Raw genomic sequence first — 15,797 nt, forward strand, 5'->3', positions numbered from 1 at the left:
GTTCAGCATTGTTTACCCGTGGTGAAACTCAGGCTTTGGTCACAGCAACTCTGGGTAATACTCGTGATGCCTTGATGGTAGATACACTTTCTGGTACTAAAACTGACAACTTCATGTTGCACTATAACTTCCCGGCTTACTCTGTGGGTGAAACAGGCCGTGAAACTGGTCCTAAACGTCGTGAAATCGGTCATGGCCGTTTGGCGCGTCGTGGTGTACAGGCGGTTCTTCCACCTGCTGACCGCTTCCCGTATGTGCTTCGTGTAGTATCGGACATCACTGAATCAAACGGTTCATCTTCTATGGCATCTGTCTGTGGTGCATCACTTGCATTGATGGATGCGGGTGTGCCATTGAAAGCACCGGTTGCAGGTATTGCGATGGGCCTTGTGAAAGAAGGCGAGCGTTTTGCCGTGCTTTCTGACATCTTGGGTGATGAAGATCACTTGGGCGACATGGACTTTAAAGTAGCTGGTTCTGCAAACGGTATTACTGCGCTACAAATGGACATCAAGATCGAAGGTATCACTGAAGAGATCATGGAATCTGCATTGAACCAGGCTTATGCTGGTCGTATGCACATCTTGAATGAGATGAACCAGGTGATTTCACGTGCGCGTCCTGAAATTTCGATGCACGCACCGACATTCCAGGTGATCAACATCAACCCGGATAAAATCCGTGATGTGATCGGTAAAGGCGGCGCGACTATTCGTGCGATCACTGAAGAAACTAAAGCGGCGATCGATATCGAAGATAATGGTACAGTTCGCGTATTTGGTGAAACTAAAGCGGCTGCGCAAGCTGCAGTTGCCAAGATCCAGGCGCTTACTGCTGAAATCGAACCAGGTACAATCTACGTAGGTAAAGTGATTCGTATTGTTGAATTCGGTGCGTTCGTGAATATCCTTCCAGGTACTGATGGCTTGCTTCATATCTCTCAAATCTCAAACGAACGCATTGCGAACGTGGCAGATGTATTGAAAGAAGGTCAAGAAGTGAAAGTACAGGTTGCGGATGTTGATAACCGTGGCCGTATCAAATTGACGATGAAAGACATCGAACAAGTATAATGGTTTGAATATTCACATCGGTTAACCGATGTGAATATATAAAAAGCCTTGAGTTTCGTCAGAAGAATAATTCTGGCTGGCTCAGGGCTTTTTTTATGCCTTCAATAAGATTCTGCTACGCAAATAAAGACTGATTGGATTGCTTAAGTCTTCGGCTCGGCTCATAATTTTAAGACGGATAGATGGGGAAAGCCTAGCTCTATCCTGCAACAACAAAAAGCAGAATTGTGAATAGAGAATTGTCTTAATGCAGGTTTATTATTTTTACCAACATCCGACCGAACATCATATTTTTGTACAAAAAGAGCCTATTGCTCAAGCCGAACCTGAATTTATCTGGATCGACTATACCCGGGCAGATGTGGTTAATCGGGCTGAGACTTGGCAAAAAGAAATAGAACAGCAGACCCATTTATACCTAAACGAATTGCATGTAAACGATATTCTTAATTTAGAACATCCTTGTGTATTTGATAGCATGGATGACTATGAGCTGCTTATTTTTCGCAAGCTGATTACCCCTGATGATGACATCGAGAGCGGTGAGCAGGCGCTGGAACAGCATGAAAAAGTGTTTGGTCTGGCGACTACTCCGATTAGTTTTATCATGACTCCTCAAGTGCTGATTACAGTACGTGAGCAAGGCAATAAAGCAATAAAAAATTATATTTCCCGTATTGAAACCCATGTGATCCGTTCCACTCAGGAACAGAATAAGTCACGAAAACTCCCGATGACCCCGCTGGATTTATCGTTACGTTTACTGAATAGCATGGTGGATGGTTATTTGGATTTACGTGTGCCTTTAACCCGACGGGTTGAATTCTGGCAACAGGAGTTATTACAGGGGCATCGCCGCTTTACCAAATGGAACCAGTTATTGCAAGAAAGCATGTCTTTTCAACAAGTGGAAAATCTCTGTGAAGAGCAAATTGATACCTTGCAAGAACTGCGAGATGAAATTATCGATAATTATCCGCACTTGAAAGGCAAGAAGAAGTCGGAACGGCAGGATATTATGCTGGTCCGAATGAATGACCTGGTCAGCCATGTAGAGCGCATCCAAAAACACACTGTTCGTTTGCGTACCTCGATTCAGGCGGCCATCGACCTGCATTTTTCAGCCATTGCCAATCAGACCAATGAAAATATGCGCATCTTGGCGATAATTACCGCTATTTTTGCACCGCTGACCTTATTGACCGGGATTTACGGGATGAACTTTGACTTTATTCCGGGGGCGAAATCTCCTGTCGGGTTCTGGAGTATGTTAATGATCATGTTCATTAGCACGGTATTGCTGGTGTATTATTTCTATCGCAGACATCTGGTCGGCCGAGGGGAGCGCAGTGTGATTGATCTACTGGCACAACAGCATAAGAATCAACACGTGAATCTGTTCTGGTTCCTTGACTATGAGCCGATTAAGCAATCAGTGAAAGAGACCATGAAAGAAGTTGAAAAGCTGACCAAATTAAAATAGAGCTACCTTTATCAATCGATATTTATAAAGGTTGTCCTATTTTTCAAGCACACGTAGATCAGTGGGCTTCAATTTTAGATTAGCTCTGTAGAAATCAACACTCTGTTCTGCTGATCACTCCACTTGAGCTGTTCGAGTCAGTATTTTATAGATTTCATCCTTGAGTTTTAGTTTTTTACGCTTGATCGCTTCAATATCATTGTTGATATGATTGACTGGATCAAGTTCAAGCTGGCTGATTTCTTTGTCCAGCTCATTATGTTCCTCGAATAACTTGGCAAAGTAGGGATTTTCCTCGCGAAGTTGCACAATCAAGTCGCGGTATTCGGGAAACATGTATTTGATTTTCTTATTGCAATCTTTGGTTTTCATAGGGATTTTTATACTCTAATCATAAAATTAAATATAAATATGTTCTGATCTGCACTGGAAAATGCAGATCGACAGAACATGAAAAGGATTTACTTGAAGTGCAAATGTTTGACCTCGCGGCGTAACTCTTGCACTTCATCGATGAGGTCCAGCATCATGGCAACGGCGCTAAATGAGGCATCAAAATCGCGTTGCAGGCGATAGGCGCGTTGTGCCCGCGAGATATCTTCACCGAGGAAAGTGCTGGTCGGGGTTGCAGAACGATTTGGTAAAATTCCATGTTCTATTAACTGCATGACCCATTCCGGGCTTTGTCCACATGCTTCTGCAAAGTGGATCAAGTCAAATGAACGATCGTCCATAATTTCTGAGGGGGTATAACCGTGGGAAAAACTTTCTTGGTACTGAATCGTAGTCATGGGTCTACTCCTTAAACAGCCAAGTGTGCAAAATCCGGAGAAGGGGAAGGTGCTAAAATAGAACGCTTTCCAATCCTTGGACATGCAGACTCAGAGTGATGACTCAAATGATCATGAGTGAAGAGTCGGGATGCGCTGGTAGTTGATGAATCAGTCGGTCTGACCGAATTTCTATCAGCAGCATGCGAGGCAAAGAAGGTTAAAGCTGAAGTTGTTTTTATAATTTTATGTGTTATCGACAAAGCGTATTCAATCACTTTCCTGTGTTGAATAGAGGGTGCCATATGAGGGCCGCAAAGCAGACCAAAGGGCAGAATTGAACAAGGCTGAAGATTGATCATCATAAATAGATAAAAAATAACCGTCTTCGATCCATTATTATGACTTTGCCTGCCCCAAAACAGTTTTTATTTGTACCTTATTGTTTCAAATCATGACAAAGAAAAAAGCCCCCTGATATGGGGCTTTGAAAATCTTTCTGAAATTAATATTTTACCCAGGTTACACTGCGGCCAATTACCGATACCCCGACATAACCACGCAAGGTCAGACGCTTGCCATTGGCACTTAAGCGTGCTTTACCTTTGTAAACTTTGCCACTGATCGGATCAAGTACTTTGCCATCATGGTATTCACGTGGCTTTTTCGGATCTGCCTTAAAATCCCAGATAAACGGCAGGCCTAGAAAAGGCTTGTTCTTGAGCTGACCTGGACATTTATGACAGATCCCCATTTTCTCTGCGCCAGGCAAGCTGCGTGTTTCGACAATCACCCCTTCATAGCTACCATCTGCTTTCTTGCGAATTTCTACATCCGCACGAGAATAACCAGACTGATCATCGATGGTTTTCCATTTACCCAATAACGGATCTTCATAGGCAAAGGCCAAGCTAGAAACTGCGGCCAAACTCATCCCTATTACTAGAGTATTCAATAATTTTCTCATAACATACCTGTTAAATTGATGATGTATTCATTTTAGAATTATTGCTCTAATTTATTTTAAAAGCATAATTAAATCAAGAGTATGAACTGTGCAGTCTTTCTCATAATTTTTTGAAAATGATGAATATTCAGGTTTTATTGATGTGAATAATCTTATAATTTAACAGGGATTCTTGGATTGGATTTACATGAGAGTTTGATTCAGGGAGCAGACAGGTTTTCTACTGTAGGGGAATACGCTCTGTTGAGCTCAGTCGACCAGGTGTTAAAATATAAAAAAAGCATTCCGGGGAATGCTTTTAAACTTAATGATTAGAACTGCTTAGCTCAGGTGTTTACCAAATAGACCCAAGGCTTCTTCAGCGGTAAAGGTATATTGGCTGTTACAGAACTGACAGTCCATCTCGATCGGATTCTGGAATTCCAGAGTTTCACGGATCGACTCTACGCCGATTTGCTGTAAAGCGACTGCACAACGCTCTTTAGAGCAGGTACAACCAAACTTCAACACTTCCGTATCTGGCAGACGCACTTCTTCTTCGTTATATAAACGGTACAGAATATCAGTAGCTTGCAAACCGACTAACTCTTCAGTTTTTAGAGTCTCTGTGAGCATGGTCAGACGTGGCCATAGGTCTTCATCTACCCGGCGTTGTTCTTCTTCACTATTACGTGGTAACAACTGAATCAGTAAACCACCTGCACGCTGATGGTCGCTCGCCAGTACAATGCGCGTTGGAATCTGTGCAGACAGGTCATAATACTGCATCAGACAGCCCGCCAGATTTTCTTTATCAAGGGGTACAATTCCCTGATAACGCTCGCCAAATTCTGGTTCGATATTGATGAACAGAACTGGAGAAGTTAGTGACTTCAACACGGTACTGCTGTCTTCACCGACCAGAAAGTGCGGGTCTTCTTCATAGTCAGCCAAAGCGCGAACTTCACCCAGATGGTTACATTCAGCCATGGCCCATTTAAATGTGCCTGATGCCTGAATTTGCAGGCTGATACGCCCTTTAATCTTCAATGTGCTGGCCAGCAGTGCAGTGGCACTGAGCATTTCACCTAGCAGGATTTTAACTGCAGGTGCATAGTCACGTTGCGCTAAAATGGTTTGTAAAGCTTCTTCAAGATGCACCACTTCACCACGAACAGGGCTATCTTCAATAAAAAAGCGTTGGCGTAAATCAGACATAAAATTCTCCATAACCCTGCTTTAATGGTGTCATTATTGTAAAACACAAGTTATGACAGTTCATCTCTTAACGTATCAATTCCTGCGCCGTTTGTATCCTGTTGCTGCTGTGTATCCTGTTTTTGCGCTTTATGGCGTTGATCCTGGGCAAACAGATGCTCCAGTTCAGCCAAACTGCTACGCTGATTTTCATAATTTGGGTGTTCATCTGAATCCAGATGATATTGGCTGTTGAGCAGTTTTTCATCCTGTTCACGGAAATTTTTAATCTGTTGCTGGCTGTCTTCCGGGTCAGGATTGAGCTGGTTTAGTAAGGCCTGACTGAGTTCTAAGGCTGAAAGATAAGTTTCACGCCAGATGTGTTTCACGCCCAAATCCTGCAATAAATGTACATGATGCCGGTCACGGGCACGTACCCATAAACAGGTTTCAGGATAATTCAGTCGCAGATGCCGTACGACCAGCATCGAATCTTCAATATCGTCAATCGCCACAATCACCTGTTGCGCTGTGGCAACGCCGGTCTGTATCAAGGCTTCCGGCTCTGTCGCATCTGCCTGATAAAAAGGGATATCGTACTGTGCCAGAAGTTCAGTGGCTTGCACATTGCTGTCCATGACACTAAAGGCGTGTTGCTGTTGCAGTAAAATCCGGGCGATGATTTGCCCGAACCGGCCAAAGCCAATCAGCAAAATCGGTGTACTGGTTTGAGGATTGGAATCGGTTTTGAAGGTCGCTGCCAGATGATTGTGACGATCCAGACGCGGTAAAATCTGGCTATGTAATAAGCCGTAAAATGCTGGCGTCAGTAGCAAGGAAAAACTCACCATCCACAGCAAGGGGGACAGTAGATTGGCCGCAATAATCTGGTCGGATACCGCAATCACCAGTGCCAGTAAGGCAAATTCGCCGCCTTGTGCCAGACTGGCTGCCAGCAAGGTGCTATTGCGCCAGCTATTTCGATGATAACGTGCCAAGGCCAATGTAATGGCAAACTTGACCAATAGCAAAGCTAAAGCACCGGCCAGAATCATCCAGGGATGATTCAACAGATCGGGTAGCTGTAAGGACATGCCCAGACCGATAAACGCCAAACCAATCAATATGCCTTGAAAAGGCCGAATCGTACTTTCTACTGCAGGCCGAAAATCTGAATCTGCCAGTAAAATGCCGGCAAATAAGGCACCGAGAAATAGATTCAGGCCGAGGGTATTCATCAACACTAACAATGCCAAGGTCACCGCAATCGCCACAATCGCGTGCAATTCGTGACTGCCACTTTTGGCAATCCAACGATACAGCGGTTGCATCAGGTAACGATTACACAGGAACAGACCGCTCAACGTCGCGATGAGGGCAGCAAAGTAGGCCACGCCATGTTCGGTCGAGCGAATCCCGGCAAATAATGGAATGGCTGCAATCACCAGAATGGCCAACAGAGCATGAATCAGCAGGATCGAATAGGCCTGCTGGCCATAACTGGTGGCGAACTGTTGCTGGTTGTTCAACTGTTGAATGACCAGTGTCATGGCGGACAAACTGCCGGCGAGTCCAATCACAATGCTGGCGAGCAGGCTTTGTTGAAGGAAAACCCAGGCCATGAGCGTAAAAATCAGAGCGCTGATTAGTACCTGTAAGGCAGCCATCATCCACAGGGATGGGCTGATCTGGACAATGCGTTGTGGTCTGAGTTGCAGGCCGATCCAGAACATTAGCGTCATCAGGCTGACTTGCATGAAACTACTCATGACTTCGGGTGCCTGAATCAGATGCAAAAGGCTTGGACTTAAGATGATCCCTGTTAACAGATAGCCCAGCACGCTTGGCAATCTGAGTCTTTTACTCAGTGGCACCATCAACAGTGCAATTACCAGAACCAGTGTTATTTGTAACAGTATCGACATTTTCCTGCCCTAAATTTAATTTTTGATCCAGACTTGCAGTCTCGTATTCTGGATCGATGCTCAGGCGCAATATTTTTTAGCTCAGTTCCTGAGGGTCGATGTCCAGCGTGAGTTTCATGCTGGAAGGTTTGTCCTGCAGCATGTTTTGCCACCAGCTACGCACATAGTAATGCAAACGTGGACGATCCACTGACAATAGCACCATATGTGATTGATAGCGTCCGGCCTTGCGTTCCATTGGCGCAGGAATCGGTCCCCAGATATCCAGTACCAGATCAGGATATTGCCTGAGGAGTGCTGCATGTTTCTGTAAGAATTCGGTATTTTGTGCCTGATCCTTGGATTCACAGCGAATCAGGATGGCATAACGATAGGGTGGCATTCTGGCCATCTGCCGCTCTTTTAAGGTTTGCTGGGCAAACACACGATAATTTTCATTCACTAAGGTGTTCAGCAGGACATGATCAGGCCTGAGCGTTTGTAGATAGACATCACCCTTGTGTTCACCACGTCCGGCACGGCCAGCCACCTGCACGATCAGCTGTGCAGTCCGTTCAGTAGCACGGAAATCCACACTCAGCAGACCGGAGTCAATATCCAGAATCGCCACCAGCGTCACATAAGGAAAATGATGGCCTTTGGCCAGCATCTGGGTGCCGAGCAGAATCGCCGGTTCGCTTTTCTGAATCTTGTCATAGATTTTCTGCCAGCTGCCAACTCGACTAGTGGAATCGCGATCGACCCGAATCACCTCAAAATCCGGAAAGAGTTCATTTAGATGTTCTTCGACTTTGCCAGTGCCCATACCCAGTGTAACCAATTCCTGATGCTGACATTGCGGGCAGTGTTCCGGCATGCGGTGAATAGTGCCGCAGTGATGGCAATGCAGATGCTGATAAGGCTGGCGGTGTACAGTGAAGTTGGCATCACAGTGCGGACATTGCGCCTGCCAGCCACAGCTGCCACAAAGCAGGACAGGAGCATAGCCACGGCGGTTTAAAAAAATCAGCACCTGTTCTTTTTTCTCCAGACGCTTTTTGATGTCCTGAATCAATTGCAGGCTAATCCCATGCTGCTTCTGTGCGACTTTTAAATCCAGAATATGGATTTTGGGCATCAAGGCCGTGCCGGCACGCTGGTTCAGCTCCAGTGCCTGCATCTTGCCATGTTGCACCAGCGCATAACTGTCAATACTTGGTGTGGCTGACCCTAAGATTACCGGACATTGCTGTAAATGGCCGCGGTACAGGGCGACATCTCGGGCATGATAGCGGAAGCCCTCCTGCTGTTTAAAGGACAGGTCATGTTCTTCATCCAGAATGATCAGGCCCAGATTCGGCATTGGCGTATAAATGGCGGAACGTGTACCGAGTACGATTGAGGCTTTGCCAGTTTCTGCCGACTGCCAGGCTTGTAGCCGTTTGGAATCATTCAGTCCGGAATGCAGTAGCGCAATATGGCAATGGAAACGGGACTGAAAACGGCTGATGGTTTGCGGCGTCAGGCCGATTTCCGGTACCAGCACCAGCACCTGTTTGCCCTGTTTCAGTACCTGCTCCATGATCTGCAAATACACTTCAGTTTTACCGCTGCCGGTCAAACCATCCAGTAAAAAAGCCTGATATTGATTGCGATATTTTAATACCTGTTCGACTGCATGTTTTTGTTCAGGATTGGCAGTTAGCGGCATCTGTGCCAGTTGCATCGGCTGCGGACTGAAATCTTGTGGCTCCAGCACACAGGCACAAATCTCTTTTTTCTCTAATGCTTTTAAGGTCGCGGTTTCAATCCCGGCCATATTCAGCACATTTTCAGTGGTCCCGACTGGATGCAGTTTTAAAATCCGGTAGGCTTCCTGCTGCTTGTCCGAACGGCGTACTTTGGCCTCGGCATCAGGGTCCAGCAATTTCCAAGTACGGGCCAGCAGGTTATAAGGCTTGCCCTGACGCAGCAAGGTTGGCAGGGCACTGTGGACGACTTCACCGATCGGGAACTGGTAATACTGTGCTGACCATGTCAACAAACTTAAAACTTTGCCATCTATAATGGCGCGTTCATCGAGCAGTTCGGTCACTGCCTTAAGTTTAAAGCGTGGGTCGAGAGGGGTGTCTGCGGACAGTTTTTCGATAATCACCCCGACCAGATTCTGCCGACCAAACGACACCAGTACACGTGCGCCAATCTGTGCTTGTTCAAACTGTTCTGCACTCATCGTGTAATCAAAACAATCAAATACATGTACAGGTACAGCAACGCGTACGCGATAAAGTGGACTTGAATCGGTGTGAGAATTTTGCATATCTTGGGGTGGAGATCCTGAAGAAATTTCGTCGTGCTTAAAGTTTGATTATGTTAGAGTGAGCAAATAATTTATATCAAAGAATATGAATGATTTCGGTGGTCTGACGCAACAGCGTTGAGCAAAATTTTGGAAAATTAGAGCATTACAATGCCTGCATATCAGTTTATTGCGCTTGATGCTTCAGGAAAGCAGCAAAAAGGCGTGCTGGAGGGGGATTCTGCACGTCAGATCCGGCAACAATTACGGGATAAAGCCCTTATTCCGGTCTCTGTTGATCCTGTCGAAAAAAAAGACCTGCAGCATCGTCGAAAATGGTTTGAAAAAAGCATCACCGCCTACGATCTGGCTCTGATGACCCGGCAGCTATCCGTGCTGGTCGCCGCCGCAATTCCACTGGAAGAAGCCATTCGCGCCGTCGGTAAGCAAAGTGAAAAAGTGCATGTACAAAACCTGCTGATGTCAGTGCGCTCCAAAGTGGTAGAAGGGCATAGTCTGGCGCAGGGCTTGCAGCAATCGGGACGGTTTCCCGAGCTGTATATTGCCACGATTGCGGCCGGTGAGCGTTCCGGACATCTGGACCTGATTCTGGATCAGTTGGCTGACTATACCGAAAACCGGTTTGCCATGCAGAAAAAAATTCAGGGTGCGATGGTCTATCCGATTATCCTGATGCTGATGTCCTTTGCGATTGTGATGGGGCTGATGACCTATGTGGTGCCAGATATCGTTAAGACTTTTGATCAGAGTAAAGACGCCTTGCCCTGGATTACCGTGGCCTTGATGAAAGCCAGTGATTTTATCCGCATTGCCTGGCCATTTTTATTGATCGGTGCTGCTTTGGGGATTTTCCTATTGGTCCGGTTTTTAAGAACCACTGCCGGGCATTATGCCTTTGACCGTCTGACCTTAAAATTACCTTTATTCGGCAAACTGTCACGTGGGATTAATGCCGCGCGTTTTGCCAGTACCTTATCCATTTTGACCCAGTCTGGCGTGCCACTGGTCGATGCATTACGGATTGGAGCTGCAGTCAGTAATAATTGGGTAATCCGTGATGCGGTGAATCTGGCCGCTGAAAAAGTAACCGAAGGTGGTAACCTGGCAACCCAATTGGAACGCAGTGGTTATTTCCCGCCGATGATGGTACAAATGATCAAAAGTGGTGAAGCATCTGGTGAACTGGACCGCATGCTGGAACGTGCTTCACAGATGCAGGATCGCGAAGTGACCACCTTGATTTCAACTTTACTGGCCTTGCTGGAACCTTTAATGCTGGTGCTGATGGCCAGTATTGTTCTGGTGATTGTGATTGCGGTCATGCTGCCAATTGTGAATATGAATAATATGATTTAGACAGAAACCGCTTAGAATTTTTCTGTGATCAAGATTCAAGTGGAAATTCTGAATGATGCAAATAAGTGAGAGAGATTGAATGAAAAGGAATCAATTAAATAAACAGACAGGCTTTACCTTAATCGAAGTCATGGTGGTGATTGTTATTCTCGGTGTGCTTGCTGCGCTGATTGTTCCGAACGTGATGGGACGTGGTGAAAAGGCCAAAGTAGATACCACCGTGATCAAGTTACAAAGCATTGCAGGTTCACTGGATCAATACAAACTGGACAATGGCAAGTATCCAAGTATGCAGGAAGGTGGTCTGGATGCACTGGTGAATCAGCCAGCAACTACAAAAAACTGGGTGCCGGGCGGTTATGTCAAAGGCGGTTTTCCAAAAGACAGCTGGGATAATGAACTGCAATATGTGATTCCGGGCACCGATGGCCGCAGCTTCGATCTGTATTCATTTGGTGCAGATGGTCAATCGGGTGGTGAAGGAACAGATGCCGATATCTATTATCAGCCTTAATTAGATATCTTTCATAAATCAAAAAATGATCGTTCTATTCATATTTAAATGGATATTGAAAGTCTCTTCTCCCTCTGGGATGAGAAGCATTGCTTCACAAGAGGATGAGGGAGTTTTTATAAAAACCTCTCCCTGAGGAGTATGCTCCGCAAGTCTCCTAAAAGGAGAGGGGAATTTCTTTTGTAGTGATTAGAAAAAAATGATTTATGAAAAAACTGCATTGAGAATCATTATAAATTCTAGATAGATGGAATATATCAATTTACTGAATAGGCTATTTCAATACGAAGTGAAGTGATAATAACTCTTAATTATTAAATATAATGTAAGTTAATGATATTTATAATAATGAAATAATAAAATCGATATGCGAGTTATAATAAGAATTATTCCCATATTTATCTATTACAATTCTCGTAAAATATGAATAAACATACACTTTCTATTTATTTAAAAAAGCTCATAATGATCTGAATGGCACTTGACTCGCCAACGGAGAAGCATATGAAGGCATTAATCTTGAGAGATGAAATCAATCAATTTCATTGGTCGATGCTGAAATCTGTTCTTCTGGTTTTAAGCATGTTGCCGATCAGTCAGGCTATCATCCATTTATGGCAGAGCACCGAAGGCAGCAGCCAGATTATGGTGGCTTTTTTTGCTATCAGCTTGATGAGTAGTTTATTGGCCTTGTGTTTCTGGTCAGCATTAAACGCGAGTGTAGTTCGCATTCAAGCCGAACAAGGTTCAGCATTTGAGCAGACACTGGTTCAGATCTATCGTCATGTGCCGATGCTGTCTCTTGCCAGTATGTTGTGTTATTTGGCTGTACAGTTTTAAGTTTTAAAGAGATATAAAGCGAAGCCTCGGTTTTTTATTGCCTTGAGTGTTTCTCCCTTTCGTAAAGGGAGCTTAGGAGGGATTGATAAGATGCTATATTCAGGAATTCCCCTAAGTCCCCCTTTGTAAAAGGGGGACTTGAAGAAATTATCTTCTTGACTTAAAGCTGACATCCACTTTACGTGGGCGAAAACGCCATCCCATAAGCAAAAGCAGAACCGAGAAGATCATCACTGGCCAGTCGCTGAGTTTCATATACAGCGTTTCACCCTGCATGGCTGGAAGTTCACCACGTAATACCGCTTCCTGATCCACCGGGGCTTTTTTCACGATGTGGCCATTGTGGTCAATAAATGCGGTGACACCGGTATTGGTAGCCCGGATAAACCAGCGGCCATTTTCTTTGGCACGCATTTGCACCATCTGCAGATGCTGTAATGGTCCTGCCGTGCCAGTAAACCAGGCATCATTAGACACGGTCACCAGAAAATCGCTTTGGCTGGCATTGCGACGGGTCAAATTCGGGTAAGCCACTTCATAGCAAATTGCAGAACCCAAAGGATGATTTTTCACATTCAATGGTTTTTGATGATCTGCACCCCGGGTAAAACCGCTCATGGATGGATCATTCTGCAGACCTGGCAAGACCCAGCTCAACCAGCCAGATAAGGGAATGTATTCACCAAACGGAACCAGACGCTGTTTCTTGTACAGCCCATCCGATTCATCTCCGCTGGCCATAATACTATTGTAATATTTTGGATAACCTGCAGCCTGTGATTCTGCTAAATCCCAATACGGAATGCCGGTCACCCAGGCCGTACCCGATTTTTCAGCCTGTACTTTCATGGCTTCCAGAAAGGCTTCAATATCAGTCTGGAACATGGGAATCGAAGATTCCGGCCAGACGATCAGATCTCGGCCCCATTCGGTTTTACTCAAATTGGCATAAATCAATAAGGTCTTCACCTGATATTCAGTCAGCCATTTCAAGTCTTGCGGAATATTGCCCTGAATCAGGGAAACAGTTAAAGGCTTTTGATTTTTTTGCTCTACAAACGTCAGCTGTGCTGCGCCCCACGCACCGAGTAATAAAACTGCCGAAGGAATAGCCCAGAACAGGCGTCTATTCAGAATTTCAACCAGCGCACAGGCCAGAATGATCACCACGAAAGACACCCCGAACACCCCGAATAAAGGCGCATAAGCATCCAAGTAGCGTTCGGTAAAGGCATAGCCAGCAAACAGCCACGGGAAACCGGTAAAGACCCAAGTCTTGGACCATTCAAACAGCACCCAGAGCGGAGCAAAAGTTAAAGGAGTTTCCGGGAAAAAGCGGCGATAGACAAACGTTTGAACGGCACTAAACAGACCCATCACTAGCGCCATAATCAGGATCATCACGACGCTCAGAAATGCACTGGTATCGCCATAGACATGAATCGAGGTATAGAGCCAGAATGCGCCGACAAACCACAAGCCAATCCCATAAGCCCAGCCAATGCCAAAGGCCTGTTTTGCAGTACGTCCGCGCAGGCAGGCATAGAGCAGTGCCGGAGACAGAATCGCCAGCCACCAGTAGTGATAGGGAGCCAGTGCCAAACTAAATATGGCACCTGCAAATAAGGCAATTAAAATAGGATAGATCAGCGGCAAAGGTTTTTGCTGTTGAGACGAACTCAACAGCTTATCGAAATACGCTCTCATTGGCGCACGGCTCGAATCAGGTGAATAGAGCGTGAATCTGCTTCAAGAATGGTAAATTGCCAGTTTTCCAGTTCAATGGTTTGACCTTCAAGGTCACTCACCAGACCAATTTCCTGTAATAACAAGCCACCCATGGTTTCCACTTCATCATCCGAGAAAGTCGCATCCAGCATATTATTGAAATGCTCAATTGGGGTCAGCGCTTGTACCACCCAGGTATTGGCCGTAGTCGGATCATTGTCCGGAACAATGTACTGTGCTTCTTCGTCGGCATTGTCATGTTCATCTTCAATTTCACCGACAATTTCTTCTAGAATATCTTCTAGTGTCACCAGACCCGAAGTCGTACCGTATTCATCAATCACTACGGCAATATGCGTCTGGGTGTTTTTCAGCATGCGCAGCACCTGATCGGAGCGGGCACTTTCTGGAACAAACAAAGGCTGACGCATAAGCGCGCGAATATCGACTTTGGCCGTCGGTTCAGTCAGAAAAGGCAATAAATCCTTGGCCAAAAGAATGCCGACTACATTATCGGTCTGATCGGATGAAAATACCGGAAAACGTGAATGCGCAGACTCGACCAGCACATGCAGGATATCCAGCAGCTGGTCATCTTCCTGTAAGCTGATCATGGACGTGCGAGGCGTCATGACTTCACGAATTTTGGTTGCCGGGAGGTCAAGAACGCCCTCAAGCATGGCAACAGTATCGGGTTCTAAAAATCGACGTGAATCTTGTACTAATTTTAGCAGTTCGTCGCGAGTTTCGGGTGCAGTTCCCAGCCATTTGCGTAAGCCGCGCATACCCCACGACGGGCCTGATTCCTCGTGCATGATTTTTCCTGAAGACTCTTAATATCTAAAAAAACGTGGTTTTATCATACCGTAGAAAATACGCTTGTCTATTGTAAATATGATGCTCAGTCTTGATCGCGTGAGTCAGCGCTGATTTTGGAGCTGGCCACGTATGCAAAGCAGCAATGTAATCGCAGCTTTATGCTAAAATATGGCGATCTTTCCATCCTGAGTCTATCGATGTCCCCAACTGAAATTATTCCAAGCCTGCAATTGAATACCCGAGGTTTACGTTGTCCTGAGCCAGTGATGATGTTGCATCAGGCGATCCGTAAATCCAAGGCAGGTGATGTGGTTGAGGTGTTTGCCACAGATAATTCAACGTCGTGGGATATTCCAAAATTCTGTATGCATCTGGGACATGAGTTGCTATTGCAAGAAGAACGTCTGGATGAGAATGGCAATAAAGAATTTCATTATTTAGTGAAGAAAGGCGGCTAAAAATACCAAGGGCTGATGAGCTCAATGAGCTGTCCCTATTTAGAAAATAAAATTCCACAAATCTGCTAAATTAAATAGATGAATGGACAAGAACTGAAATTTTAAATATTTATCCATAAATAAACCCGCTTAAAAGCGGGTTTATTTTTTATCTGATGATCAGATTAAATATTCGGATATGAGCAGCACTGCTGCGCAAGAATTACCCTAACATTACATATTAGGGTAATTTGGACCACCGCCACCTTCTGGTGTCACCCAGGTGATGTTCTGGGACGGATCCTTGATGTCACAGGTCTTGCAGTGCACACAGTTGGCTGCATTAATCTGGAAACGCTTGGAACCGTCATTATTTTCCATGATTTCATACACCCCCGCCGGGCAGTAAC

Annotated in this window: 15 protein-coding genes; 6 read left to right on the top strand and 9 right to left on the bottom strand. The window is 45.3% G+C overall.

The features are described 5' to 3' along the window. Both pnp and WAK81_RS04360 read left to right on the top strand, forming a co-directional pair. On the top strand, positions 1–1,073 hold a 1,073-nt coding region (gene pnp, locus WAK81_RS04355), incomplete at its 5' end, for a polyribonucleotide nucleotidyltransferase (RefSeq protein ID WP_422195830.1). A gap of 247 nt (positions 1,074–1,320) precedes the next feature. Continuing rightward, the gene (locus tag WAK81_RS04360; RefSeq protein ID WP_422195831.1) at positions 1,321–2,556 is read left to right on the top strand and encodes a magnesium transporter CorA family protein; all 1,236 of its coding nucleotides are present in this window, start codon (positions 1,321–1,323) and stop codon (positions 2,554–2,556) included. Between the two features lie 114 nt (positions 2,557–2,670). Here WAK81_RS04360 and WAK81_RS04365 read toward each other — a convergent pair whose 3' ends face one another. The 6 genes from WAK81_RS04365 to WAK81_RS04390 all read right to left on the bottom strand — a co-directional run bounded on the left by WAK81_RS04365 (position 2,671) and on the right by WAK81_RS04390 (position 9,693). Continuing rightward, positions 2,671–2,928: a YdcH family protein gene (locus tag WAK81_RS04365; protein ID WP_004278574.1), complete on the bottom strand. Its 258-nt coding sequence runs from the start codon at positions 2,926–2,928 to the stop codon at positions 2,671–2,673. 89 nt (positions 2,929–3,017) lie between these two features. Next, positions 3,018–3,347, bottom strand: a complete 330-nt coding sequence (locus tag WAK81_RS04370) for a chaperone modulator CbpM (protein WP_422195832.1) — start codon at positions 3,345–3,347, stop codon at positions 3,018–3,020. A 484-nt stretch (positions 3,348–3,831) separates the two neighbouring features. After that, positions 3,832–4,293 (bottom strand): DUF2147 domain-containing protein, encoded by a 462-nt coding sequence (locus tag WAK81_RS04375; RefSeq protein ID WP_422195833.1) that lies wholly within the window; start codon positions 4,291–4,293, stop codon positions 3,832–3,834. A 321-nt stretch (positions 4,294–4,614) separates the two neighbouring features. Continuing rightward, the gene (locus tag WAK81_RS04380; RefSeq protein WP_004647344.1) at positions 4,615–5,490 is read right to left on the bottom strand and encodes an Hsp33 family molecular chaperone HslO; all 876 of its coding nucleotides are present in this window, start codon (positions 5,488–5,490) and stop codon (positions 4,615–4,617) included. A gap of 50 nt (positions 5,491–5,540) precedes the next feature. Beyond that, positions 5,541–7,394: a cation:proton antiporter gene (locus WAK81_RS04385; RefSeq protein ID WP_422195834.1), complete on the bottom strand. Its 1,854-nt coding sequence runs from the start codon at positions 7,392–7,394 to the stop codon at positions 5,541–5,543. 76 nt (positions 7,395–7,470) lie between these two features. Then, positions 7,471–9,693, bottom strand: a complete 2,223-nt coding sequence (locus WAK81_RS04390) for a primosomal protein N' (protein WP_422195835.1) — start codon at positions 9,691–9,693, stop codon at positions 7,471–7,473. Between the two features lie 150 nt (positions 9,694–9,843). Here WAK81_RS04390 and gspF point away from each other — a divergent pair, with 150 nt between their 5' ends. From gspF to WAK81_RS04405, 3 genes are all read left to right on the top strand, one after another. After that, entirely contained in the window at positions 9,844–11,049 is a 1,206-nt protein-coding gene (gspF, locus tag WAK81_RS04395; protein ID WP_422195836.1) for a type II secretion system inner membrane protein GspF, read from the top strand. Between the two features lie 79 nt (positions 11,050–11,128). Then, positions 11,129–11,563 (top strand): type II secretion system major pseudopilin GspG, encoded by a 435-nt coding sequence (gene gspG / locus WAK81_RS04400; protein ID WP_422195837.1) that lies wholly within the window; start codon positions 11,129–11,131, stop codon positions 11,561–11,563. 504 nt (positions 11,564–12,067) lie between these two features. Further along, the gene (locus tag WAK81_RS04405) at positions 12,068–12,403 is read left to right on the top strand and encodes a hypothetical protein (protein ID WP_422195838.1); all 336 of its coding nucleotides are present in this window, start codon (positions 12,068–12,070) and stop codon (positions 12,401–12,403) included. A 147-nt stretch (positions 12,404–12,550) separates the two neighbouring features. Here the strand turns inward: WAK81_RS04405 and lnt are convergent, their stop codons facing one another. After that, the gene (lnt, locus tag WAK81_RS04410; protein ID WP_422195839.1) at positions 12,551–14,110 is read right to left on the bottom strand and encodes an apolipoprotein N-acyltransferase; all 1,560 of its coding nucleotides are present in this window, start codon (positions 14,108–14,110) and stop codon (positions 12,551–12,553) included. Beyond that, positions 14,107–14,946, bottom strand: a complete 840-nt coding sequence (locus WAK81_RS04415; RefSeq protein WP_422195840.1) for an HlyC/CorC family transporter — start codon at positions 14,944–14,946, stop codon at positions 14,107–14,109. The genes lnt and WAK81_RS04415 overlap by 4 nt, the downstream gene beginning before the upstream one ends. A 201-nt stretch (positions 14,947–15,147) precedes the next feature. Here WAK81_RS04415 and tusA point away from each other — a divergent pair, with 201 nt between their 5' ends. Further along, positions 15,148–15,408 (top strand): sulfurtransferase TusA, encoded by a 261-nt coding sequence (gene tusA, locus WAK81_RS04420; RefSeq protein WP_004729361.1) that lies wholly within the window; start codon positions 15,148–15,150, stop codon positions 15,406–15,408. Positions 15,409–15,621: 213 nt separating this feature from the next. Here the strand turns inward: tusA and WAK81_RS04425 are convergent. Beyond that, on the bottom strand, positions 15,622–15,797 hold a 176-nt coding region (locus tag WAK81_RS04425), incomplete at its 5' end, for a 4Fe-4S dicluster domain-containing protein (RefSeq protein ID WP_422195841.1).

This window comes from Acinetobacter sp., assembly GCF_049284435.1.
Lineage (GTDB): Bacteria > Pseudomonadota > Gammaproteobacteria > Pseudomonadales > Moraxellaceae > Acinetobacter.